The 24041-nt window shown below is 48.2% G+C and carries 18 protein-coding genes; 11 read left to right on the top strand and 7 right to left on the bottom strand.

All coding sequences use genetic code 11. The features are described 5' to 3' along the window. The first annotated feature begins 257 nt into the window (after positions 1-257). A complete protein-coding gene (ahpC, locus tag BFC18_RS09060) occupies positions 258-815 on the top strand; it encodes an alkyl hydroperoxide reductase subunit C (protein WP_425388372.1) in 558 nt (185 codons plus the stop codon). A 76-nt stretch (positions 816-891) separates the two neighbouring features. Beyond that, on the top strand, positions 892-2472 hold the full coding sequence (ahpF, locus tag BFC18_RS09055; protein ID WP_070125236.1) for an alkyl hydroperoxide reductase subunit F: 1581 nt from the start codon (positions 892-894) through the stop codon (positions 2470-2472). Between the two features lie 74 nt (positions 2473-2546). Here ahpF and BFC18_RS09050 read toward each other — a convergent pair whose 3' ends face one another. From BFC18_RS09050 to BFC18_RS09035, 4 genes are all read right to left on the bottom strand, one after another. Next, complete coding sequence (locus tag BFC18_RS09050) at positions 2547-3869, bottom strand: MFS transporter (protein ID WP_070125235.1); 1323 nt, start codon at positions 3867-3869, stop codon at positions 2547-2549. Between the two features lie 108 nt (positions 3870-3977). Beyond that, positions 3978-5417: an aldehyde dehydrogenase family protein gene (locus BFC18_RS09045; RefSeq protein WP_070125234.1), complete on the bottom strand. Its 1440-nt coding sequence runs from the start codon at positions 5415-5417 to the stop codon at positions 3978-3980. 35 nt (positions 5418-5452) lie between these two features. Beyond that, positions 5453-6361 (bottom strand): 5-dehydro-4-deoxyglucarate dehydratase, encoded by a 909-nt coding sequence (kdgD, locus tag BFC18_RS09040; RefSeq protein WP_070125233.1) that lies wholly within the window; start codon positions 6359-6361, stop codon positions 5453-5455. Between the two features lie 143 nt (positions 6362-6504). Next, the gene (locus BFC18_RS09035; RefSeq protein ID WP_070125232.1) at positions 6505-7248 is read right to left on the bottom strand and encodes a FadR/GntR family transcriptional regulator; all 744 of its coding nucleotides are present in this window, start codon (positions 7246-7248) and stop codon (positions 6505-6507) included. A gap of 223 nt (positions 7249-7471) precedes the next feature. On the opposite strand from BFC18_RS09035, the gene BFC18_RS09030 reads away from it, so the two are divergent. The 4 genes from BFC18_RS09030 (at position 7472) to BFC18_RS09010 (ending at position 14597) form a co-directional block, all read left to right on the top strand. Further along, positions 7472-8842: a glycoside hydrolase family 28 protein gene (locus tag BFC18_RS09030; protein ID WP_245680363.1), complete on the top strand. Its 1371-nt coding sequence runs from the start codon at positions 7472-7474 to the stop codon at positions 8840-8842. A 37-nt stretch (positions 8843-8879) separates the two neighbouring features. Beyond that, the gene (locus BFC18_RS09025) at positions 8880-10091 is read left to right on the top strand and encodes a glycoside hydrolase family 88/105 protein (RefSeq protein ID WP_070125231.1); all 1212 of its coding nucleotides are present in this window, start codon (positions 8880-8882) and stop codon (positions 10089-10091) included. Positions 10092-10178: 87 nt separating this feature from the next. Continuing rightward, positions 10179-11300: an L-talarate/galactarate dehydratase gene (locus BFC18_RS09020; protein ID WP_070125230.1), complete on the top strand. Its 1122-nt coding sequence runs from the start codon at positions 10179-10181 to the stop codon at positions 11298-11300. A 603-nt stretch (positions 11301-11903) separates the two neighbouring features. Then, complete coding sequence (locus BFC18_RS09010) at positions 11904-14597, top strand: TonB-dependent receptor (RefSeq protein ID WP_070125228.1); 2694 nt, start codon at positions 11904-11906, stop codon at positions 14595-14597. Between the two features lie 106 nt (positions 14598-14703). Here the strand turns inward: BFC18_RS09010 and BFC18_RS09005 are convergent, their stop codons facing one another. Continuing rightward, positions 14704-15222, bottom strand: a complete 519-nt coding sequence (locus BFC18_RS09005; RefSeq protein ID WP_083272988.1) for a hypothetical protein — start codon at positions 15220-15222, stop codon at positions 14704-14706. Positions 15223-15365: 143 nt separating this feature from the next. On the opposite strand from BFC18_RS09005, the gene BFC18_RS09000 reads away from it, so the two are divergent. From BFC18_RS09000 to BFC18_RS08990, 3 genes are read left to right on the top strand one after another with little or no spacing between them, the layout of a single operon-like run. Further along, entirely contained in the window at positions 15366-15923 is a 558-nt protein-coding gene (locus BFC18_RS09000; RefSeq protein WP_070125227.1) for a TetR/AcrR family transcriptional regulator, read from the top strand. After that, entirely contained in the window at positions 15920-17017 is a 1098-nt protein-coding gene (locus tag BFC18_RS08995; protein WP_070125226.1) for an efflux RND transporter periplasmic adaptor subunit, read from the top strand. Before BFC18_RS09000 ends, BFC18_RS08995 begins: the two co-directional genes overlap by 4 nt. Continuing rightward, positions 17014-20070 carry an efflux RND transporter permease subunit gene (locus BFC18_RS08990; protein ID WP_070125225.1) on the top strand — a complete coding sequence of 1019 codons (3057 nt, stop codon included), beginning with the start codon at positions 17014-17016 and terminating at the stop codon, positions 20068-20070. The genes BFC18_RS08995 and BFC18_RS08990 overlap by 4 nt, the downstream gene beginning before the upstream one ends. 58 nt (positions 20071-20128) lie before the next feature. On the opposite strand, the gene BFC18_RS08985 is transcribed toward BFC18_RS08990, so the two are convergent. Then, positions 20129-22438 carry a YgiQ family radical SAM protein gene (locus tag BFC18_RS08985; RefSeq protein ID WP_070125224.1) on the bottom strand — a complete coding sequence of 770 codons (2310 nt, stop codon included), beginning with the start codon at positions 22436-22438 and terminating at the stop codon, positions 20129-20131. A 171-nt stretch (positions 22439-22609) separates the two neighbouring features. After that, positions 22610-23062: a hypothetical protein gene (locus tag BFC18_RS08980; protein WP_070125223.1), complete on the bottom strand. Its 453-nt coding sequence runs from the start codon at positions 23060-23062 to the stop codon at positions 22610-22612. Between the two features lie 173 nt (positions 23063-23235). On the opposite strand from BFC18_RS08980, the gene BFC18_RS08975 reads away from it, so the two are divergent. After that, positions 23236-23700, top strand: a complete 465-nt coding sequence (locus tag BFC18_RS08975; RefSeq protein ID WP_070125222.1) for an EVE domain-containing protein — start codon at positions 23236-23238, stop codon at positions 23698-23700. Between the two features lie 59 nt (positions 23701-23759). Next, a complete protein-coding gene (locus BFC18_RS08970; RefSeq protein WP_070125221.1) occupies positions 23760-23963 on the top strand; it encodes an ATP synthase subunit B family protein in 204 nt (67 codons plus the stop codon). The last annotated feature ends 78 nt before the right edge of the window (positions 23964-24041 follow it).

Raw genomic sequence — 24041 nt, 5'->3', positions numbered from 1 at the left:
GAATCGACCATTGAGTTTTTTCGCTCAAACATTGGCTTGATAATCGCAAAAACTGATTAGGCCGTTCAACATTACTAATTATCTTTTTAAACTCAGTGAGTTTAATCTTGTCTCAAGTCAACAGAACAGGGTTTGTTACTCAACACAGGGCAAACCAAGTTCTAAATTATTACGTAAATACCGTGTCACTTTGTCAGCCGGTTTAACCGGCGCGAAAGACACAAAATAAACTACATTAATGGAGATTAACAATGGCAATTATTAACACTGCTATCAAACCTTTTAAAGCAAACGCATTTAAAGATGGTGAATTTGTAGAAGTAAGCAGCGAAGACATCAAAGGAAAGTGGGCGGTATTTATCTTTTACCCAGCTGACTTCACTTTTGTATGTCCTACTGAACTTGGCGACATGGCTGACAAATACGAAGAGCTGCAAGCACGTGGTGTAGAAGTATTCTCAGTATCTACTGATACTCACTTTACTCACGCAGCATGGCACGCATCTTCAGACACCATCGGCAAAATCAAGTTTGCAATGATTGGCGACCCTACTGGTGAAATCACGCGTAACTTCGATTGTATGCGTGAAAACATGGGTCTGGCTGACCGTGGTACGTTCGTAATCGACCCAGACGGTATCGTTCAAGCGATGGAAATCACTGCAGAAGGCATTGGCCGTGAAGCAGATGACGTAGTACGTAAAGTTAAAGCGGCGCAATACGTAGCTTCTCACCCAGGTGAAGTTTGCCCAGCTAAATGGAAAGAAGGTGAAGCAACATTAGCACCTTCACTGGACCTGGTAGGCAAAATCTAAGCTTACTTAGCGTTCCTGATTGGGTGCAGGCCACTGCCTGCACCTTCTTAACACTGATACAAAAGGCAGATATACCGTGTTAACTAAAGAAATTTTGCAAGCATTGAAAGGCTACACCGCGTCAATGCAGAAAGATGTAACATTCGTTGTCCAAACTGGCGAGCACAGCAAGCGTAACGAACTGGTTGAATTTCTGTCTGGCGTAGCAAGTGTTAGCGATAAAATTACATTAGAAGGACGAGACACCGACGGCGTTCTTCGTAGTCCAGTAAGCTTCCTGATTGAAGCTGATGGTGAAGATACGGGGATCCGTTTCTCTGGTGTTCCAGGTGGTCATGAGTTCAACTCGCTTATCCTGGCACTGCTTCACTCATCTGGGACTGCATTAAAAGTCGATGAAAATGTTCAAAACATTGTGAAGGGTGTAAATGAACCCTTGCACTTTGAAGTGTTCATTAGCTTGAGTTGTCACAACTGTCCGGACGTGGTTCAGGCGCTCAACCAGTTTGCGTTGCTGAATCCTAACATCACGTCAGAAATGATTGATGGTGGTGTATATCCGAAGTTGATTGAAGAACGTGATATTCAAGGTGTACCTAGTGTGTACCTGAATGGCGAGTTGTTTGCTAACGGTAAAGTAGACGCGTCTACATTAATCGACAAGCTATTAGAGCGTGACCCTAGCCTGAAAGAGGCGAATAAGGGTAAGAGTATGCCATTGCAAGACGTTACCGTTATTGGTGGCGGTCCGGCTGGCGTAAGTGCCGCGATTTACAGCGCACGTAAAGGCTTAAAAGTGACTATCGTTGCTGACCGTTTTGGTGGTCAGGTTAAAGATACGATGGGCATTGAGAACTTAATTTCTGTTTCCAAAACTACTGGCCCTGAGCTTGTGGGTAACCTTCTGACACACATGAAGGATTACGAAATCACGCTTAAAGAGCACGTGAAAGTCGAAAACATCGAGCGCGGCGATATCAAGGTAGTTGCCCTGTCGTCGGGTGAAGAAATTCGCACTCGTACCATCATCGTTGCCACCGGTGCACGTTGGAGAGAACTCGGCGTTCCAGGCGAGAAAGAAAACGTAGGTAATGGTGTGGCATATTGCCCGCATTGCGACGGTCCTTTCTTTAAAGGCAAAGATGTAGCGGTAATCGGTGGTGGTAACTCGGGAATTGAGGCTGCACTTGACCTGGCGGGTATCGTGAAATCGGTGACGGTATTTGAATTTATGCCGACGCTAAAGGCTGATGAAGTACTGGTTAAACAGGCAGAGAAACGCGACAACGTGACGATTCTGCGCAACGTGGCAACTAACCAAATTGTTGCTGAAAACGGTAAAGTAACGGGTATTGAGTACAAGAACCGTGAAACCGAAGAAGTTACAACGTTGCCACTCGCAGGTGTGTTTGTACAAATCGGTTTAGTGCCAAACAGCCAGTTCATGCAAGGCGTGGTCGATATGACCAAGCATGGTGAAATCATCGTTGATAACAAGTGCGTGACATCTGAAAAAGGTATTTTCGCTGCCGGTGACGTAACGACAGTACCGTACAAACAGATTGTGATTTCAATGGGTGAGGGGGCGAAAGCATCGCTGTCTGCCTTTGAATATCTGTTACAGCACGAAGTGCCAGAGTCTGAAAAGACGGCATAACCATTTAGTGTAAAACGAAATAGCAAACGGCACCCATCGGGTGCCGTTTTTGTATACAAATTGATGTGTGAACATCACGGGTTCGTCGCCGTTGCCGGCAACTCGACGCGCTCTATTTTGCCAACAATGAACAAATACGAGAACACCGCCAGCGCCGCATTTGCCGCTACGTATACCAGCGCCCACTCAAATGAACCGGTCGCGGTGACAATGTAGCCAATAATGATGGGCGTGGTGATAGATGCAACATTACCGAAGGTGTTGAACAGCCCACCAGACAAACCGGCGATTTGTTTCGGCGATGTATCAGACACGACCGCCCAGCCGAGGGCGCCTAATCCTTTACCAAAGAATGCTAATGCCATAAAGGCGATTACCATCCATTGAGTATCGATGTAGTTACAAACCAGAATACTGGTGGAAAGTAACAAACCCACTACGATAGGGGTTTTTCTGGCAACGCTTAAAGAGTAGCCCTTACGTAAGAAAGTATCGGAAATCACACCACCCAAAATACCGCCGATGAATCCGCAAATAGCCGGTAATGAAGCCACAATGCCCGCTTTAAGAATGGTCATATTGTGTTCTTGTACCAGATAGACCGGAAACCAAGTGAGGAAAAAATAAGTAATAGCATTAATGCAGTATTGGCCAAAATAAACGCCAAGCAGCATTCTGCTACTGAGCAAATATCGTACGTGAGAAAATGTGGGTTTGGTTTTTTCAACATTTGGGGAATCCATATTAATAAGGCCCCCGTTATTGCCAATGTAATCGAGCTCGGCAGCATTAATGTTGGGGTGGTTTCTTGGGCTGTAAATGACCTTCAGCCAAATTGCTGAAAAAACAATGCCACATGCACCCATCACAAAAAATACATATTGCCAACCGGCGGTGTAGGTTATCCAACCCATCAACGGGGCAAACAGCACGGTGGCAAAATATTGCGCAGAGTTAAACACCGCCGATGCCGTGCCTCGCTCGGCAGTCGGAAACCAGGCTGAAACAATTCTGGCATTGCCCGGAAAAGAGGGCGCTTCGGCAATACCCACCATGGCGCGCAGAATGAACAGCAAAACAACAACATTGATAAAGCTGAAATAACCCACGAAGGATTGCAGTAGGGTAAATAAGGACCAGGTGAAAATACTGGCCGCATACACTTTCTTTGAGCCAAATTTATCGAGTAGCCAGCCACCTGGGATCTGACCTATCACATAAGCCCAACCAAATGCGGAGAAAATATAGCCCAGGCTTACGGCGTTAATTCCCAGATCATCTTGAATACTAGAGCCGGCTATAGACAGTGTAGCTCTGTCGGCATAGTTGATCGTGGTGACCAGAAAAATCATTAACAGGATCTGATATCGAACCCGTGTAGGCTTTGCTGAATTCATTATTCTCTCTTTTCTATTCAGTGAACGTAAAATACCGGGCAACAGCATCTTACCGGACAACACGGGTACTGCAAAACGGCTTGCTGTACCCGTGTTACATGCAGTGACTTACAATCCCAGATAACTGGTTTTCACTGTGGTATAGAATTCCTGCGCATATTTACCTTGTTCACGGGAACCGTAAGATGAGGACTTGCAGCCGCCAAACGGCACATGATAATCCACCCCTGCCGTAGGCAGGTTTACCATCACCATGCCTGCGCGTGCGTTACGTTGAAAATGACGGGCATATTTTAATGACTGGGTAGCAATACCGGCAGATAAGCCAAACTCTGTGTCGTTGGCTAGTGCCAAGGCGTGTTCATAGTCTGACGCCCGTAATACACTGGCTACTGGCCCAAACACCTCTTCGCGATTTATCCGCATTTCTGATGTGGTGTCGGTGAATAACGCCGGCGCCATAAAATAGCCATCGGACTCTCGTTTCAATAACTCACCGCCAAGTGCCAGCGTCGCTCCCTCATCCTGAGCTATTTTTAGATAAGACTGGTTCTGATCTAACTGACTCTGAGAAACCACAGGTCCGATATCCGTTGCGCTGTCTAATGCATGACCGACTCGAATCTTACTTAATCGCTGTTGCATTTTTTCAATGAACTGAGGATAAATTTTATCGGTAACGATAAGGCGGCTTGAGGCCGTACAACGTTGACCAGTGGAGTAATAGGCGCTTTGTACTGAGAGCTCAACCGCTTTGTCTAAATCGGCATCGTCGAGAATAATTTGCGGGTTCTTGCCGCCCATCTCAAGTTGCACTTTCGCCTGACGAGCAACGCATCGCGACGCAATATGGCGGCCGGTTTTTACACTGCCGGTAAAACTAATTGCGGCCACATCGGGGTGCTCTACCAGTGCGTTACCCAATACGCTGCCTTTACCCATTACCATATTAAACACGCCATCAGGTATGCCTGAACGGGAAATGATTTCTGCCAGCGCCCAGGCACTGCCTGAAACCAGCTCAGCCGGTTTCAGTACCACACAGTTGCCGTAGGCTAATGCGGGCGCAACTTTCCATGCCGGAATGGCGATGGGAAAATTCCATGGCGTGATGAGGCCCACCACACCAAGCGGTTCCCGGGTCACGTTGATATCTATGGCGGGGCGTACCGAAGGCAATATTTCACCACTCAGACGCAAACACTCGCCAGCGAAAAATTTAAATATCTGACCAGCCCGGTTCACTTCTCCGGTGGCTTCGCCAAGGGTTTTCCCTTCTTCTCTGGCTAGTAGTTCGCCGAGCTCTGAGGCCCGGGTGAGAATTTCATTGCCGATGAAATCCAGTGCATTTGAACGTGCCTGAATATTACTTTGTGACCATGAAGGAAAGGCCTGTTTTGCCGCTTCGACAGCCTGATTAATAGTATGCTCATCGCCGCTAGCATAGTTGCCGATAATGTCGCTAAGATCGGATGGGTTTATATTTTCGCTAGTGGAAGTACTTTCAACCCAGCTGCCGTTGATAAAATGCTTTTTGTAATCGTCCATTTGACGCTCCGTTATAATCTGTTATCAGTGAGAATTTATGCTTCCAGTTTATCGATAAGTGCAGCGAGCTTGTCCATTTCATCGTTTTTCAAGTCGGTAAGTGGGGCTCTTACCGGGCCAGCGTCGCGACCGATGATTTTCGCACCGGCTTTAACAATACTCACGGCGTATCCCGGGCACTGATTTCTGATTTCGAGCAGTGGAAGGAAGAAGGTATCGATTAAATGTTCGGTAGTGGCGGTATCACCACTGGCCAATGCGTTATAAAACTTCATGGCAGTTGCGGGAATAAAATTAAATACTGCAGAGGAATAAACCGGTACGCCAATGGCTTTATAGGCGGCCGCATAGACTTCAGCCGTTGGCAGGCCACCCAAATACGACAGGCGATCACCAAGGCGTCGACGAATGGTAACCATGGGCTCTATTTGACCAAGGCCGTCTTTAAATCCGATAAGGTTAGGGCAGCGCTCAGCCAGTATTTCCAAACTGGTGGCGGTGAGCTGACACACATTACGGTTGTAAACAATAACGCCGATGTCGATAGCATCACAAACGCTACTGACATAGTTGATAAGACCTTGCTGGCTCGCTTCAGTGAGATAGTGCGGAAGCAATAAAATGCCCTGAGCGCCAACACGCTGTGCTTCCTGTGCCTGAGCAATGGCACAGGGCAGGGAACCGCCAGCACCAGCAATAATGGGGACTTCGCCTCGACAGGTGTCTACCGCCGTTTTTACTACCTGACTGTAATCATTAAAGTCGAGAGAGAAAAATTCACCGGTTCCACCGGCTGCAAACAATGCGCTGGCACCAAACGGCGCGAGCCATTCAAGTCGGCTCGAATAACTGTCTGCATTGAAACTGCCATCATTGTTAAAATCCGTCACTGGGAATGACAGTAAGCCTGATCCTATGGTTTGTTTGAGTGCGTCAGGGGACATGGGAAACTCCAATTTTTTTGATTTAAGTTGTAGGACATCGTACAACTCAAAAATAAGGAGAGTCAAGATTAAAAGTTAATTGTATGTAAAGTGTTTGATGTTTTGCGAGGGTGGCCAGCTTGTTTTACTAAGCTGGCGAATGATTAATGCGGGCGTTTTTCACTGGCTTGTGCAGCCATGTAAAGGGTGCGGTGGCGTTCTTTACTGTTGGTCAAATGCATTCTCATTGCCGCCCGAGCCGACGACGAATCTTGTCTGGCGATGGCGAGGTAAATGTCCTCATGCTCCATATTTACCCGGTTGAGATAGGCCTGTTGATTAGCTTCAGAAATCGCTGTGCCTTTGATCCGGTTGCGGGGAATGATCACATTGCCGAACTGATTCAAAATATCAATAAAGTAACGATTGCCTGACGCTTTCGCGATTTGAGAATGGAATCTGAAGTCCAGTTTGGAACCTTCATCCTCCCTCGGATCCAGTGCTGTCAGGGCGTCCAGCGTTGCTTTGAGCTCTGCGAGTTGCGCTTCAGTACGCCTTTCTGCCGCTAATGCCGCACTTTCTACCTCAAGGCTTATGCGCAGTTCGAGTATCTCAATAACGTCTTCTAATGTGTTTAATTCTGCTGCATCCAGAATGAGTGGGGCGCCGCTGGAACTCGCTAAAATGAAGGTGCCTACGCCGTGACGGGTTTCAGCTAAACCTGCAGCTTGTAAACGGGAGATAGCTTCTCTAACGACAGTACGACTCACACCGTATTGCTTCATTAAAGAAGATTCCGTAGGCAATTTATCGCCTGGCTTCAGTGAACCCTGGGCTATGAGGGCGGTTAGTTGGTCGACTAATTCCTGAGTCAGACTGGTGGTGCGTTTTTTTGAAGACGAAATCATAAGCGAATAATTTGTTGCTTAACTTTAAACTTTTGTTAACATAGTTGTACGATGACATACAACCTGGCGCTTGTACATTGTATTTTTTGCCGATATTCAGGCACCAGTATAAAGCAATTGTATCGCAAGAGAAGGCTAAGCAGTGAATTCGCCCATGCCACTTACAGGCGGTTAGTAAGCGTTTGTCATGCAAGGTCAACTTGGTAATCAAAAAGGATTCTTCATGGGAATGAAAAAGGTAACACGGCTCTTTTTTAGTTTGGCAGTGCTAGGCTGTGGTTTTCAGGCAATGGCTGATAGTGACGTTATGCCGTCGGTAGAGAGTATTGTTAGAGAAATAAAAGCACCACAAATTCCCGCTAACGATTTTAATGTAAGTGATTACATTAACCACGATATGGCCAAAGCGCCTATCGACATTCGTGATGCAGTCATCAAAGCAATCAACGACGCTGCTGATGCCGGTGGCGGCCGGGTTATTGTGCCGCAAGGAAAGTGGTTGGTGAATGGACCTCTACACTTAAAAAGTAATATTGATCTGCATATTAGTGAAGGCGCCCATCTGCTCTTTAGCGCCAAACCCGAACATTACCTGCCAGTGGTAAAAACGCGCTGGGAAGGAACAGAAATGTTCGGCTACTCGCCATTTATCTATGCTCACAATGTTCATGATATTGCGATTACCGGTACAGGCATTATCGACGGCAACGAGAACAGTGAATTTTTCTCCTGGCACCCGCAAGAAAAGCCAGACCAACTGGCATTAAGAAAAATGGGCATTAACGGTGTGCCGGTTTCGCAACGTCAGTTTGGTGAAGGGCACCTCTTACGCCCCAGTCTTATTCAGATAATCGGTGCAGAGCGCGTACTGCTCGAAGGGTATGAAACCCACAACTCCCCATTCTGGGTTAATCATTTGGTGTACACCACCCATGCCACCGTGCGTGATCTTAAGGTGAACAGTCATCACGCGAACAATGATGGCGTGGATGTAGATTCAAGTTCGTGGGTATTAATTGAAGGTAATGTATTTCGGACTGGCGATGATTCTATAGTGGTTAAGTCGGGAAGAGACCGTGATGGCAGAGACGTGGGTGTGCCCTCTGAGTACATTGTGGTGCGCAATAATGATATGGGCGGTGAAGACGGCATTGCACTAGGTAGTGAGATGTCGGGTGACATTCGGTATGTCTGGTTTACCAATAATATCCTTCGTTCAGGTGTGTCTGCGGTGCGCTTTAAAGCCAATATGGATAGGGGCGGTGTAGTGGAACACATTCGGGTGAGCGATCTTCAGGTTGAAGCCTTCGACAGCCTGTTCTGGTTTCAACTGAATTATCCCGGCGAGTTAGACGGTAAACACCCTTCCAGATACCGCGATATCGTGTTCGACAATGTGACGGTGGAAAAAGCAGGGATGTTTTTGGAAGTTCACGGGCCCGATGAAATTCCCGTTGAAGACCTAGTGTTTCGAAACGTAACGGTGACCAAGGCAGAACATCAGATGACATTGGAAAATGTGAAAAACCTGGTTTTCGACAACGTCAGTGTGAATGGCCAGCGCATTAACGGCGCTCTCGACTGGCACAAGTGAAGTTACGGTAACCAGATAAAAATTGTTGGACGCAAAAATGAAATTATTTAGAAAAATCATTACTACGCTCACCTGCACATCACTTTTAACGGCATGCGTGGCAATACACAGTACTGCAGACGAATTGACGTGGATAGAAAAAGTCGCCAATACCACCATGGCGCGTAGTCCTGAGGCTTGGGCGATGCGCCCACACAAAGGGCTAACAGAGCCAGATTGGTCTTATACCTATGGTTTGGTGTTACTCGGCTTTCAGCGTTTGTATCAGGAAACCGGAAATGAGGCCTACCTCAATTATGCCAAAACCTGGGTAGACTCGCTCATTGACGAGAATGGCAATATTAAAGACTACGTGATTTACGAATTTAATATCGATGATATCAATGCCGGTAAATTGCTGTTTATGTTCTACGAGCAAACGCAAGATCCCCGCTATTTAAAAGCCATGCAGCAATTGCGTCAGCAACTCGATTGGCAGCCGCGAACCCGCGAAGGTGGATTTTGGCACAAGCGCATTTACCCCTGGCAAATGTGGCTAGACGGACTGTACATGGGCAGTGCATACCTTGCTCAATACGCCCACACTTTCGGCGAAGACAGTGCTGTGTTTGATGATATCGCGTTGCAGTTCACCTTAATCGAAAGCAAAACCAGAGATGAAAAAACCGGCTTGTTGTTTCATGGCTGGGACGAAAGTCGCCTGCAACAGTGGGCCGATCAGGAAACCGGGTTGTCACAGCAATTCTGGTCCCGAGCCATGGGATGGTATGCCATGGCGCTGGTAGACACACTGGAAGTGATGCCTGCTGATCACGGTAAAAGACAACAATTACTCGATAGTTTCAAGCAACTGATGAACGCCCTTAAACCTTGGCAACAAGCATCGGGTATCTGGTTACAAGTGACCGATCAGGTGGGTCGGGAAGGCAACTATGAAGAAGCCTCTGGTACCGCCATGTTCGCCTATGCCATCGCGAAGGGCGTACGGCTTGGGTATCTCACCAAAGATTGGACATCTATTGCGCAAAAGGCGTTCGATGGTCTGACTGAAGAACTCATCGTTACAGATAGCGACACCGGCCAAGTGCATCTTACCAATATTTGCGGCAGCGCAGGACTGGGCGGGAACCCTTATCGTTCAGGCAGTTTTGAGTATTACGTCAATGAAGCAAAAGTGACCGATGACGCCCACGGTATTGGCCCGTACATTTTGGCGGGTATCGAACTGATTAAATTGAAACAGAAGTAACCGGTGCCGCAACGCAGTAAGCCTGTATTCAACAGAGACTGCGCCTTGCGAGTGCTCGTTAAAACCAAGACTTAAAGGAATGCAATCATGCCAGATGCAATACGACATATTAATTTGTCACATGTAGTGTTACCTATTGATAACCCGGTGAGCGATGCCAAGGTACTTACCGGCAAACAAAAGCCACTGAGCGAAATGGTGATGTTGTTTGTGGAAGTGCTGACTGAAGATGGTTTCCGCGGCATGGGATTCAGCTATTCGAAGCGCGCGGGTGGACCTGCCCAGTTTCGTCATCTTAAAGAAATTGCTGAAGTCGCTATCGGTCAAGACCCTTCTGATATCGCCAAAATTTACGATACGTTGTTATGGGCCGGTGCGTCCGTTGGCCGTTCAGGTGTTGCAACGCAAGCCATTGCAGCACTGGATGTTGCACTGTGGGACCTGAAAGCCCGCAGGGCAGGGCTGCCGCTGGCAAAGCTACTTGGCGCACACCGTGATTCTTGTCGCGTTTACAATACTTCAGGTGGTTTCTTACAAGCCTCAGTGGATGAAATTAAAGACAAATCCACGGCATCATTAGAAGCCGGTATTGGTGCCATTAAAATTAAAGTCGGGCAACCAGATTGGCGACTCGATTTAAAGCGGGTTGCTGCCATTCGTGAGCACCTCGGAGACGTGCCTTTAATGGTTGATGCCAATCAACAGTGGGACAGAGCCCGGGCAAAAAGAATGTGCCGCGAGCTGGAACAGTTTGATCTGGTATGGATCGAAGAGCCGCTAGATGCCTGGGATGCCGTGGGCCATGCGCAGTTGTCGACCACATTCGACACGCCTATCGCCACCGGCGAAATGCTGACGTCCGTTAGCGAACATATGGCGCTGGTCAATGCCGGCTATCAAGGTATTGTGCAACCAGATGCCCCTCGCATTGGTGGTATCACGCCTTTCTTACGCTTCGCGACTCTGGCAAATCATGCTGGACTGGCACTCGCACCGCACTTCGCCATGGAAATTCACTTACATTTAGCAGCGGCGTACCCAACAGAGCCATGGGTTGAGCATTTTGAATGGCTGTCTCCTCTATTTGAAGAACAACCAGAAATTCGCGATGGCCGTATGTGGGTGCCAGATCGTCCGGGATTGGGCTTCAGCCTAACGCCTAAGATGCGCCAGCTTACCCGAGAGTCAGCATCCGTTGGACGGCCTTAATGGCGAAATCTCCACGCTGATATGTGGTACTGACTAAATAAATTTAGTTAGCTTTGCTACCGGTGGCAGTTTTTCGTTTTGAATGTGCTTTAACCACATTCAAACGATAAGACTCGCCGCCAATAATAAAACAGTGAATTCACGGAATACCTGCCGTTTGCGGCCTGGGTAGGGATTTTTACACCCCGAGTTCGCTTAATTTTTTCCTTAATTTAATTGTTAAAATAACGAAAAAATTGTTTGCCACCGATGGACATTTTGGGTAATGTGTAAACTCAATGTTAACTAAATGTTTGTAGTGGTTGGCGTTGAAGAAGGTGTGATTTGTTACTTCATCAGCAAGCTGTAACAACGAAGCATGTTCTGAAAAGTGCCGGCGATAAATAGGTCGCTGGTCAGAGTAATAATAAACAGGCGAAGCACAGCCTACTGAATCGCTTTTTAACATAGCAGCTGGTTAACGTACGCCCTTTATCGTTAATCAGTAGCCAGAGAAGCGACGTCAGAACCTTGGAAAAGCACAAGGTGAGAAGAAGATATCAAATTGACATATCTCCGACCTTCTACAAACAGGCTTTTCCGGATAAAAACGGAGAAACAACAATGTACCCTAAGAAAAAGCAACTCGCAGCACTTGTAACACTCGCGCTTTCCGGCGCTCAACTTCACGCCCAAGAGGTGTCAGAAAACCAGACCACTGGTGCAGATGATATGGAAGTGATAGAGGTTTCCGGCTTCAGAGGCTCACTGAACAAATCTCTGATGGAAAAGCGCACGTCGGTTAACAGTAAAGAATCTATCGTTGCTCAGGATATTGGTAAATTTCCTGATCTGAACATTGCCGAGTCTCTGCAACGTGTTCCCGGTGTTGCTATTTCCCGTGAAGGAGGGGAAGGTCGCCAAATCACCTTACGTGGCCTGAGCCCATCATTTACCCGCACCACATTAAATGGCATGGAAGTACCTGCAAGTACAGACGGTACCGATTCCGGTGGTGGTGTTAATGGCGGTCGTGGCTTCGACTTTAATATCTTCGCATCTGAATTGTTTAACCGAGTAGACATCCAAAAGTCTCCCACTGCTTCCATGGAAGAGGGCGGTATTGCAGGTACAGTAGATATGTATTCTGCGAAACCGTTTGATTACGATGGCTTCAAGTTTGTGTCGTCGCTGCAAGGTGGCTACAACAATATTGCTGATGAAGTTGACCCTCGTGCTGCATTTATGGTGAGCAATCGCTTTGCAGACGATAAAGTGGGCGTGCTGTTTTCAGCTGCATTTTCTGAGCGAACAGTGAGACAGGAAGGTTACGGTACTGTGCGCTGGACCACACCGGTTCGCGATGGCGGCGGTATTTTTGCAGACACCTCTAATACCGTAGTGACAGGCTCACCGGATGTGGGCGATTGTCAATATAATGATGAGGCGGTTGATCCCGTAAACTGTTTATGGACGCCACGTCTTCCGCGCCCGGATTATTTCGGTAACGATCAAGAGCGTACAGGTTTCACGGGCTCACTGCAGTGGGCACCAAACGATGATCTAACGCTTACCCTCGATGGCTTGGTTTCCAAACTGGAAAACACGCGGACAATGTATAACTTCTTCCACATGTTCCGTAGTACCTTCAGTGAAATTACTCCAACCGCGATTACTGTACATCCAAATGGACAACAAGTGGTAGCCGGAAGCTACGACGGCATCCGCTCTCGTATAGAAAGCCGTCTGCAAGAATCATCCACCGAGTTCAGCCAGTTTGTATTGTCTGGTAAATGGTTTGTGAGCGATAACATTCAATTGGATATGATGGCAGGTACGGCTGAGTCGGACGCTCGCTCAGAACAGTATCGTTACAACATGACTCTGCTTGAAGACACCAGTTTTGGTTTCGACTTCAGCAACAATGCGAATGCGCCAACCGTCACCTACGGTTACGATATCAACGACCCGGCAAACTACAACTTAAGCGACGGACGTTTACGTGCTACAGATGTACTGCGTGAAAACGACACCGTTAAACTTGATGCAACTTTCCTTGCTGACGACGTAACCGTTAAAGCCGGCTTGGCCTATAACGACCGAGTTGTGTCTTACAGCGAAGAACAAATTAATGGTTTCCCTGATCAAGACTCAGCCGTTGGCTTTGCTCACATGATGCCTGTTGATGACTACGGCAGTGGTTTCGATGGCCCGCTTGAGCCGTTCCTGGTTGCCGACTTTGGCGCAATCAGCGACCAATTGCTCACTGTTAACTGGTCGCCACGTACTGCGCAAAGCTGGCAGGTGGGAGAACAGACCACCGCCGCTTATGTTGAAATGAACGCTGGCTACGACATCGCTGATATGTACCTGCGCACCAATTATGGTGTTCGCTATGTGAAAACAACCACGACTTCCGAAGGCTTCATTCAGGGCGAAACGGTAGAAATTGAAAACGAGTACAATAACTTCCTGCCAGCCGTTAACCTGGCGCTGGAAGTGAATGATGAGCTGATTGTTCGTCTTGGTCTTACTCAGTCAATGACCAGACCAGGCCTGAACTCGCTGAACCCAGGTAATCCTTCATTCGATTACACTAACGGTTCAGTAAGCGTAGGTAACCCATTCCTCGACCCGTTCACGTCAAGCAACGTAGACTTTGGTGTGGAATGGTACTTCGATGACGAAGCGCTGTTCGCAGCAACTGTGTTCTATAAAGATATCGAGAACTGGATTGTTCGCTCATCAGAAGAGCGTCTGGTTGATAGCGCCTATTATGGATTTATCGATAACGACCCGCAGTTCGACCCGGTCATCGCGCTAGACCCTCGTACTATTCCGTACGAGCACAGTAGCCCAATTAACGCGGAAGATCGCAGCATCAGTGGTTTCGAGTTAATTTACCAGCAGCCATTTAATTTCCTGCCTGGCCTACTGAAAAATATGGGGGTGGTTTCAAACTACACCCATGTGAATGCGGATAACGTAGAAGGGATGAGTGAAACGTCTTATAACTTTACGCTTTACTACGAGACAGACGTCTATGGTGCACGTGTATCAGTGAACAAGCGCGATGATTATCTGACCGACTTCACCGGCAGCAACGGTAATGCGGAGCATGGTACCACGGGCCCAACCCAGGTAGATTTCTCTTCATTCTATAACGTGAATGATGAACTGACGTTAACCTTTGAGGTTATTAACCTGACCGATGAATATGAGCGTTTATTCACAACTGGTGACGGTTCGCTGAATCTCATGCGTGAATACAATCACACAGGCCGACAGTTCTTCTTAGGCGCAAGATACACGCTGTAATTAACGGATAAGTTTTTGGCAACCCGGTGGCAATACGTTTTTCACGGTGCACCGGGTTTTTTCGTTGGTTACCAATGAAGTGGTCAGTCTCACGCTTTTCCCGCGCTTAACGCCGCCATACCCAGTCTTCATGATGCAAACCCAGTAACGCAATAAAGTGCTCGTAGTCTTTTTGTCCCATGGCCATTGCCACCGTTTTGAACTGTGTTTTTGCCCGGGTAGATTTGGTTTGCAGTAAATGTAAGCGCTTCTCAGAATGGGTATCAAAATAATCATCCAGAATGCCGTGAATTTTGGTTTGCGCATCCCAGTATTCCAGCACATAGCTAATTAAACGCTGATAAATACCGATCAGAATTTTGTCTTTAAACGTGTGTTCTAGCCCGGCGCTTTTCACCGCGTTGTGAAAAGAGGCAACGGTTTCGTATTCCGCTTTTTCGTTTAACACAGCCAGTGCTTTCTCAAGACTACTTAAAAGCCGAATGTGCTCAGGTGAGGCATAGGCATCATGCTCAAGCATTTCGATGTCTGAGAGCAGAATGTCTATATTAACTAATTGCCGTTGCGTGGTTGCAATCATAGCCGCGAAGAAATTCAGGTAAAACAGTAAACAGCAAGAATACACGAATCCGCCCTGATTTGTGAATTACACCTGTTTGTAATCTCAAATTTACTGATCGGTACCGTTAAATGCAGATCTCTATTTGACAGCGGCAGCAATTTAATCTAAAAACCGACCGGTTGGTTTGTAATTTTAGTGGAGTGCGCATGTCGCAATCAAAATCAGATTCATCAAGAAAGCGAATTCTCGATGCTGCAACACAAATTGCTTTAGAGCGAGGCCCGAAACAACTGACGTTAGATAACGTGGCTAAGCAGTGTGGTATGAGCAAAGGTGGCTTGATGCATCATTTTAAAAATAAAGATGCGCTTTTAGCGGGCATGGTCGAAGCTATGATTTCACTGTTGATGACAGACACTGAAGAAACACAGCAACAGCATGATGACGGGTTAGCCATCACCACATTATTGCGTAGCAGGCAGCTCCATCACGAAAAAATTGCCATGTATCAGGCAAAAATTCTGCTGGTTGCTGCGGTAGAAAATCCAGAACTGCTAAAACCCATGCAGGAACTGATGAAGTGTAAGAAACAAGAAATTGAAAGCCAGGATGCCATTGATGAGAGCACCTTACTTTGGCTGGCAGCAGATGGTCTAAGCTTTCAAGAATTAATGGAAATCAGTCCGTTTGATGAAACAGAGCGAAATGCCATTCGTCAAAAACTGATAGCAAAAGCGGTTGCCTTAGAGGAAGCAAAACAATGAAAAACCGGATCAGCATTAATCGTTTAATGGCAGTGATGCTTACAGCACTTGTTGCGCTAAGCGCTTGCAGCGATGATAAGCAAGGCGAGCAGCAAAAGCAGCCACCCCTGGTGCAAACATTTACAGTAAGTGCAAACGATCAAACCGTTGTACGCCATTTTGTTGCCCGGGTAGATGCATTGAGCACGGTTGATTTATCTTTTCAGGTTGCTGGCCGCATCAACCGCTTGGCTGAGCGTCAGGGCGTTGTGATCCCGAAAGGAGATTTGCTGGCCGCACTGGAACCGCAGGATTACGAATTATCGCTTAAACAGGCTGAAGCCAGCTTCCGCAAGGCAAAGTCTGATTTTGAGCGTGGCAAGCAACTGCAGCAAGACAAATATATTAGTCAGAGCGATTTTGATGGGCTGGAAACCGCCTATGAAAATGCCGAGTTGGCGGTGGAAAATGCCCGATTGAACATCGAGTACACCGAGTTACATGCCCCTTTTGATGCGTTGATCACCAATCGTCTGGTTGAGAAGTTTTCCTATGTGCAGCCTAACCAGTCGGTGTTGCGGGTACAGAATATTAATTATTTGCGGGTTCATGTGAATGTACCGGAACAATTGATGCGTTATGCCGTTGAAGAAAACCCGGTATACCAGGCTTTCCTCGAAGATGAGAACGGCGAGCTGATCACCAATGAAAACGGCAAGCCAGTTTCTTTAAGTTACCTGGAACACAAAACGGAAATCAATGCCGCCACCCAAACCTATCAGGTGACATTTAAACTCCCTCGACTGGACTCCATGGATTTACTGCCGGGTATGGCACTCACCGCACGTATTGTGGTTGCCAATCCGGTTGGGCCAGCAGGTTTCTGGGTACCATTGTCGGCAGTCGATTCTTCGGGGAATGCGCCTTTTGCGGTTTGGCTAATAGAAAATGACACTGTTCATTACCAACCTGTTGAAGTGGGCATCATGCGTGATGATCAGGTGCAAATCGTCAGTGGCCTTCAGCCGCAAACCAAACTGGTAGCAGCGGGTGTTGGCAGTTTGAAAGACGGTATGTCGGTGCGTAAGTTTACTAACCGGAACAACGCGCTATGAGAATTGCCACCTACTCAATAAACAACCCCGTAACCGTCTGGTTGCTGATGGTCATCTGCCTGGTTGGCGGTGTACTTGGCGTGATTAATATTGGCAAACTGGAAGATCCGGCATTTGCGGTGAAAACCGCCATTGTTACCACAAACTACCCCGGGGCCACCGCAGAGGAAGTTGAACAGGAGGTGACAGAACCGCTGGAATCAACGATTCAGCAGTTGGCGACGCTGGGCGATATTACGTCGCGCTCGTTGCCCGGCCAATCTCAGATAACGGTAGAAATCCGCGACGATTTTAACTCTGACAACTTGCCGCAAGCCTGGGACGAATTGCGCCGTAAAGTCAGTGCTGCTGCCATGCGGTTGCCTTCGGGCGCTAACTCGCCGGTGGTGAACGACGACTTCGGTGATGTGTACGGCATGTTCTATGCGGTGGTGGCTGAAGGCTACAGCAACCGCGAGAAGCAGCAATTGGCAACGCGATTGCGCAGAGAAATTCTGACTGTGCCTGGTGTCACGCAGGCCCAGCTTGCTGGTGTGCCGGAAGAAACCATTTATGTGGAAGTGTCGCAGGAAAAACTGGCGAGTCTGGGCATTTCCATGTCGAGCATTGCGCAGGTTTTTCAAACCGAAAGCGCCATTGCCAATGCGGGGAGCATGCGTCTGGGAGAGCGTCGGGTGCGTTTGGTCATTCCCGCCGGTGACGATTCTGAGGAAACGATCCGTAAACTGAAATTTGGCGTGCCTGGCACCACAGAACAGCTGCATGTTGGCGATATTGCCCGGGTGTACCGGGTAGAGTCTGAAAGGCCCTCACAGGTAGTGCGCCACAATGGCCAAGAGGCGTTCACGCTGGCCATTGCCGGACGAAGCGATCAAAACATTGTGGATATTGGTCATGAAGTAGAAGAACACCTGAATGAACTTCGTGAAACGCTGCCGTTGGGCGTGGATATTCTGCCCATTTACGAGCAGCATATTGTGGTCGATACCGCAATTAGCGACTTTTTGGTGAACCTTGCAGCGTCTGTTGCCATAGTTGTCGCAGTTTTGCTTTTAGTGATGGGCTGGCGCGTAGGCGTAGTGGTAGGCAGTACCTTGTTGCTAACGGTGCTCGGCACTGTGCTTCTCATGTGGATTTTTGAAATTCAAATGGAGCGGATATCCTTAGGCGCATTAATAATTGCCATGGGCATGCTGGTAGATAACGCCATCGTGATTGCCGAATCCATGCTGCTGAATATGCAAAAAGGCCAGGCGTCTACGGAAGCGGCAGAAGATGCCGCGCAGCAAACACAGTATCCACTGCTGGCGGCGACGGTCATTGGTATCCTTGCCTTCGCAGGCATTGGGTTGTCGCAAGATACAACCGGCGATTTCATGTTCTCGTTATTTGCCGTTATTTGTATTTCATTGTTGTTGAGTTGGATTCTGGCCGTTACCGTCACGCCGCTGTTAGGCCACTATTTCTTTAAGCAAACAACAAACGGTGACAATGGTGAGCTGTATAACTCAACCGGCTACCGTTTTTATCGTGGCCTGTTAGGCTCGGCACTGCGGTTCCCCAAATTCACCGTTCTGTTGCTGGTTATGCTGACAGGGCTTAGTGTTGTTGGCTTCGGGCTAGTGAAGCAGTCGTTCTTCCCACCATCGAATACGCCTATCTTTTATATCAATTATACTTTACCTCAAGGCAGTGATATTCGGGCAACAGAAGCCGATATCGCCGCCATTGAAAAGCAAGTACTGGCGCAAGACGAGGTCGTGAACGTATCGAGCTTTATTGGGATGGGAGCAAGTCGCTTCATGTTGACTTATTCGCCGGAATTACCCAATCCTGCGTTTGGTCAGCTCATTGTACGTACTCATAATAGAGACGAAATTCCGGCTGTAATGCAGCGGTTAAACGAAGACATTCGCAAACAGCATCCGCAGGCTGAAGTTTTCACTCAACGGTTGTTCTTCGGGCCTGCAACGGGCGCGAAAATCGAAGCACGCTTTAAAGGTAGCGACGATGAAGTCTTACGCGATTTAGCTGCCAAAGCAGAAGACATCATGCGTTCGACCCCATCGGTCACTGATATTCGTCAGGACTGGCGTCAGCGCGAATTTACGGTTTACCCGGTTGTGGATGAACAAAAAGCCAAAATTGTCGGTTTGTCTCGCACTGATATCGCTGATGCGACTGAGTTCGCCACCGTGGGTAAAACCGTTGGTGTGTATCGTGAAGATGAGCAACAAATTCCCGTGGTTATTCGTCCGCCCGTGTCAGAGCGTCAAAGTATGCAATGGCTGAAAGACCGTTTGATTTGGAGCGAGGTGCAGCAAGATTTTATTCCCATCACGCAGGTGATTAAGTCGTTTGATGTAGAAGCCCACAACGGCGTTATTAAACGTCGAAACCGAGTGCGAACCTTATCTGTATTGGCCGAACCTGCTGATGGCTTTACTGCGGAAGAAGGTCGCAAACAATTGGCGCAGACGCTTGCTGAACTGGATATGCCCGCGGGATATGAACTGGAGTGGGGCGGTGAGTACGAAAGTTCCAGAGATGCACAAGCTGCACTGGGGCAACAATTGCCGGTAAGCTTTCTGTGTATGATTTTGATCACCGTGCTGCTGTTTAACGCGGTTCGTCAGGCGCTGCTTATTTGGTTCATTGTGCCCATGGCCATTTGTGGCGTAAGCGCGGGCCTTATTCTTACCGGATTACCCTTTAGCTTTACTGCACTGCTCGGTTTGCTGAGTCTGTCTGGTATGCTGATAAAAAATGCCATCGTGCTGGTGGATGAAGCCGATTTACGCAGAAAACAGGGCGGATCTATTCGTGAGGTGATCGTAGGCGCAAGCCTCAGTCGTGTGCGACCGGTTATGCTTGCCGTGTTAACTACCGTACTCGGTATGATCCCGCTGCTGTGGGATGCATTCTTCGCCAGTATGGCGGTGACGATTATGGCGGGACTGACTTTTGCCACCTTACTGACGCTGGTGGCGGTACCTGTTCTGTACGAATTGTTTTTCAGTAGTCAGTCTGAATCGGCAGAAACAAGGGCATAAAAAACGGCCGTGATGAAGTTAATCATCACGGCCGTTTCTTAACGTTTGTAGTGCAGTTTTACTGCTGGCGGGAACGTGATTTCCCCGGTTTTCCGCCACCAGCGGTCACCTTGTTACCGTTGCTGTTTCCATTGCGGTTGCCGTTATGGTTGCCGTTATGGTTCTGGCGACCTTCGCCGTTGCCGTTTGCCCGTGTTCCGTTACTGCTGGAGGAAGGCTTTTTACCTTTTCCTTTGCTGTCGCGGAAACCTTTCGGCGGCAGGCCAGTATGCTTTGTCAGTGCCCGTTCACCGCCACGCCCTTTCTTCACTTTCTGGCGTTTCTCATCTGCCGTTTCAGGCGGAACCAGATGCTGTGGCCCACGACCAATCAAGTCTTCGCGGCCCATTTTGCGCAAGGCTTCGCGGATCTGCGCAAAGTTTTTTGGATCATGATAACGCAGCATCGCCTTGTGCAGACGGCGATGAATTTCACCTTTGGCCGATGGCACGTCTTCGCTGTCTTTGTTCACCTTACGCAGCGAGTTCACACCCGAATGATACATGGTGGTGGCGGTAGCCATTGGCGACGGATAGAAGTTCTGCACCTGATCTAACTTAAAGCGGTTCTCTTTCAGCCAAATCGCCAGATTTAACATGTCTTCGTCGGTGGTACCCGGATGAGACGCAATAAAATACGGGATCAGATACTGCTTCTTACCGGCTTCTTCTGAGTACTTATCGAATAACTCTTTAAAGCGATAGTAGCTGCCCATGCCCGGTTTCATCATCTTACTCAGCGGGCCATCTTCAGTATGCTCAGGGGCAATCTTCAGGTAGCCGCCAACGTGGTGCAGTGCCAGTTCTTTTACGTATTCCGGATCTTCCACTGCCAAATCGTAACGTACACCAGAGGCTATCAGCACTTTCTTCACGCCAGGCAATTCCCGGGCGCGACGATATAAATCGATAGTGGGTTTGTGATCGGTATCCATGTGCGCACAAATTGAAGGGTACACACAGGAAGGGCGGCGACAGGTCGCTTCCGCTTTCGCGCTTTTACAGCGCAAACGATACATGTTTGCCGTAGGGCCACCAAGGTCGGAAATCACACCCGTAAATCCGGGGACTTTATCGCGGATTTCTTCAATTTCACGAATGATTGAATCTTCGGAACGGCTCTGAATGATGCGGCCTTCGTGCTCGGTAATCGAACAGAACGTACAGCCGCCATAACAGCCACGCATGATATTTATCGAGAAACGAATCATGTCGTAAGCCGGAATTTTAGCGTCACCGTAAACCGGGTGAGGCACACGCTGATACGATAAATCGAATACCGCATCCATTTCATCGGTTTCCAGCGGCATGGCCGGTGGGTTTATCCAAATATGGCGATCGCCGTGACGCTGCATTAACGCGCGGGCACAGCCCGGGTTTACTTCCTGGTGCAAAATGCGCGAAGTGTGGGCGTAAAGTACCTTGTTGTCCTTTACCACTTCATAGGCAGGCAGTTTGACATACACGTGTTCCCACGGCTTTCTGCGTTCTACCGGCTGAATAACAATGGGTTTCGCCTCAGGTGCTTCAGAAGACGTTTTATCTTCTTTGTCACACTCAGGTAATTCCTGATAGGGCGAGTGAATGGGATCGATTTTGCCTGGGCGATCTAGCGACGTGGAATCCACACCTTGCCATTCAGGTAAGGCTTCTTTCACAATAATCGCGGTGCCGCGAACATCACGGATGTCGGCAATGTCTTCACCTGCTGCCAAACGGTGGGTCACTTCAACCAGTGGACGTTCGGCATTACCGAAAAACAGCATGTCGGCTTTGGAGTCGAACAGCACCGAACGGCGTACCTTTTCCGACCAGTAGTCGTAGTGAGCAATACGGCGCAGGCTAGCTTCAATGCCACCTACAATAACCGGCACGCCTTTAAAGGCTTCACGACAGCGCTGAGAATACACGGTTACCGCGCGGTCAGGGCGCTTGCCGCCCACATTGCCCGGTGTGTACGCATCGTCGTGACGTAACTTTTTATCCGCCGTATAACGGTTAATCATGGAGTCCATGTTACCGGCCGTCACACCGAAATAAAGATTCGGTTTGCCCAGCTTCATGAAGTCGTTTTTGTTGGTCCAATCAGGCTGAGAAATAATGCCTACACGGAAACCGTGGGCTTCTAAAACCCGGCCTATGACCGCCATGCCAAAACTTGGGTGATCCACATAGGCATCGCCGGTCACCAGTATGACATCGCAGCTGTCCCAGCCAAGCTCATCCATCTCCTCCCTGGACATGGGTAAAAAAGGCGCAGTGCCGTAACATTGCGCCCAATATTTTGGATAAGAGAAAAGGCCCCGATCAGCCTTAATGGTAGCTTGCATGACAATCAACCGATGACGACGTAAAAAGGGGAATTATAACAGTTCCAACGGGGGCGCGGATAGTTAAAACTAAAAAAGCGTGCCGCGATTGGGCACGCTATTGCCGTAAAAGCGGCAAACACTGTCGGTGGTGGGCAACATCGGCGAGAATAGCATACGACGGCAAAACGCTTATGCCTGAGTGTTAATGCCAATGCTCGCGGTGAGCTGATCGGACAACTGGCTGCTTGCTGCGCCCATTTTTTCCGTATTGGCGTAGGTATCGGCGGGGGCTTCAGCGGGACGCATCGGAGGCTGTGAGGTATTCGATTTCATCGACTGAAACTGTTCATGTTTCTGCTGTAAAAATTCAGCCAAATCAACACCGTTTTTTTCGGCAAACGCTTGCATGGAAGCTGGCGCCGACGCAGCGAGGGTGGCTGCATCGAATTCGCCGGATGCTTCCATCTCCATAATGCTTTCCATAAACGCTTTTACTTCTTCGCTGTCTCCGGATTCCCCCATGAATTCCGACAGTTCATCCTGAGGGGGCGGAGGTGGCGGTTGACGGTTAATGCCATTGGTACCCGTCAGGTTGTTAATCGAAGTGCTTTGCATTGCACTGTTAAAGGATGAGATTTCCATAGCTTTGCTCCGGTTGTCGTGTCTCTATTGACACACCGTAAAGGTAGCAACCCACATTCCGGCTACTGTCAGCATTGCGTAAATCTTTGCAAAGGCCTAATTGACGTAGGGTTTAGCCGCAGATGGCGCTTCTGTGGTAACATCGCGACAAGAAAAACGAGAGAGAAAAAATTATGGCTTATTGGCTATTTAAATCTGAGCCTGACACGTTCGGTATTGATGATCTTGCAGCCCGGCCAGAGCAGACAGAACCCTGGGACGGGGTACGCAATTATCAGGCGCGTAATTTCATGCGTGACGACGTGAAAGTGGGCGACAAGTTATTTTTCTATCATTCGAGTTGCAAAGACGTGGGCATTGCTGGTGTAGCTGAAATAACCCAGGCTGCTTACGCCGATCCCAGCCAGTTTAATCCGGAAAGTAAATATTTCGACCCCAAGGCATCGCCCGACAATCCGCGTTGGGTGTGCGTAAACGTCACCTTTGTGGAAAAATTTAAACGTGTGCTGCCATTGGCAAAAATTAAAACCATGCCCGAAATCACCGAACTCGGCGTGGTGAAAAAAGGGCATCGACTGTCCATTATGCCGGTTCAGCCTGAAGAATGGGATGCCTTGTATCAGGCGGCGAAAGGCTAGGGCATAATCAAATCTCGGTACGTATGTAACGTTCGAAACTAAATCGACTGGATGTAGTAATGAAAAATAATATTTTGTTCATTTTACTGATGTTAATCGCTGCGCCTTCTTTTGCAGCCACGGGTACGACTTATATCGGTATGATTATTGTGGTGGTATTCGTCACTGTCATGCTTATTCTTTATTACATGGTGGTGTACGGTTCAGACAAAGGGGATGCCGACAAAGAAACGGAAAGTGCAGAGTCAGAGCGGAAGCAGTAAACAAGGCTCTGTTGTATTCTATTTTGGTATTGGTGGACGGGGACGGCTCTTCTTCGAACCAATCTAAGGTTGATTTTA

This window comes from Alteromonas confluentis (assembly GCF_001757105.1).
Taxonomy (GTDB): domain Bacteria; phylum Pseudomonadota; class Gammaproteobacteria; order Enterobacterales; family Alteromonadaceae; genus Alteromonas; species Alteromonas confluentis.
Note: the sequence above shows the minus strand (reverse complement) of the source record. Positions and strands in the feature narration are given on the sequence as shown.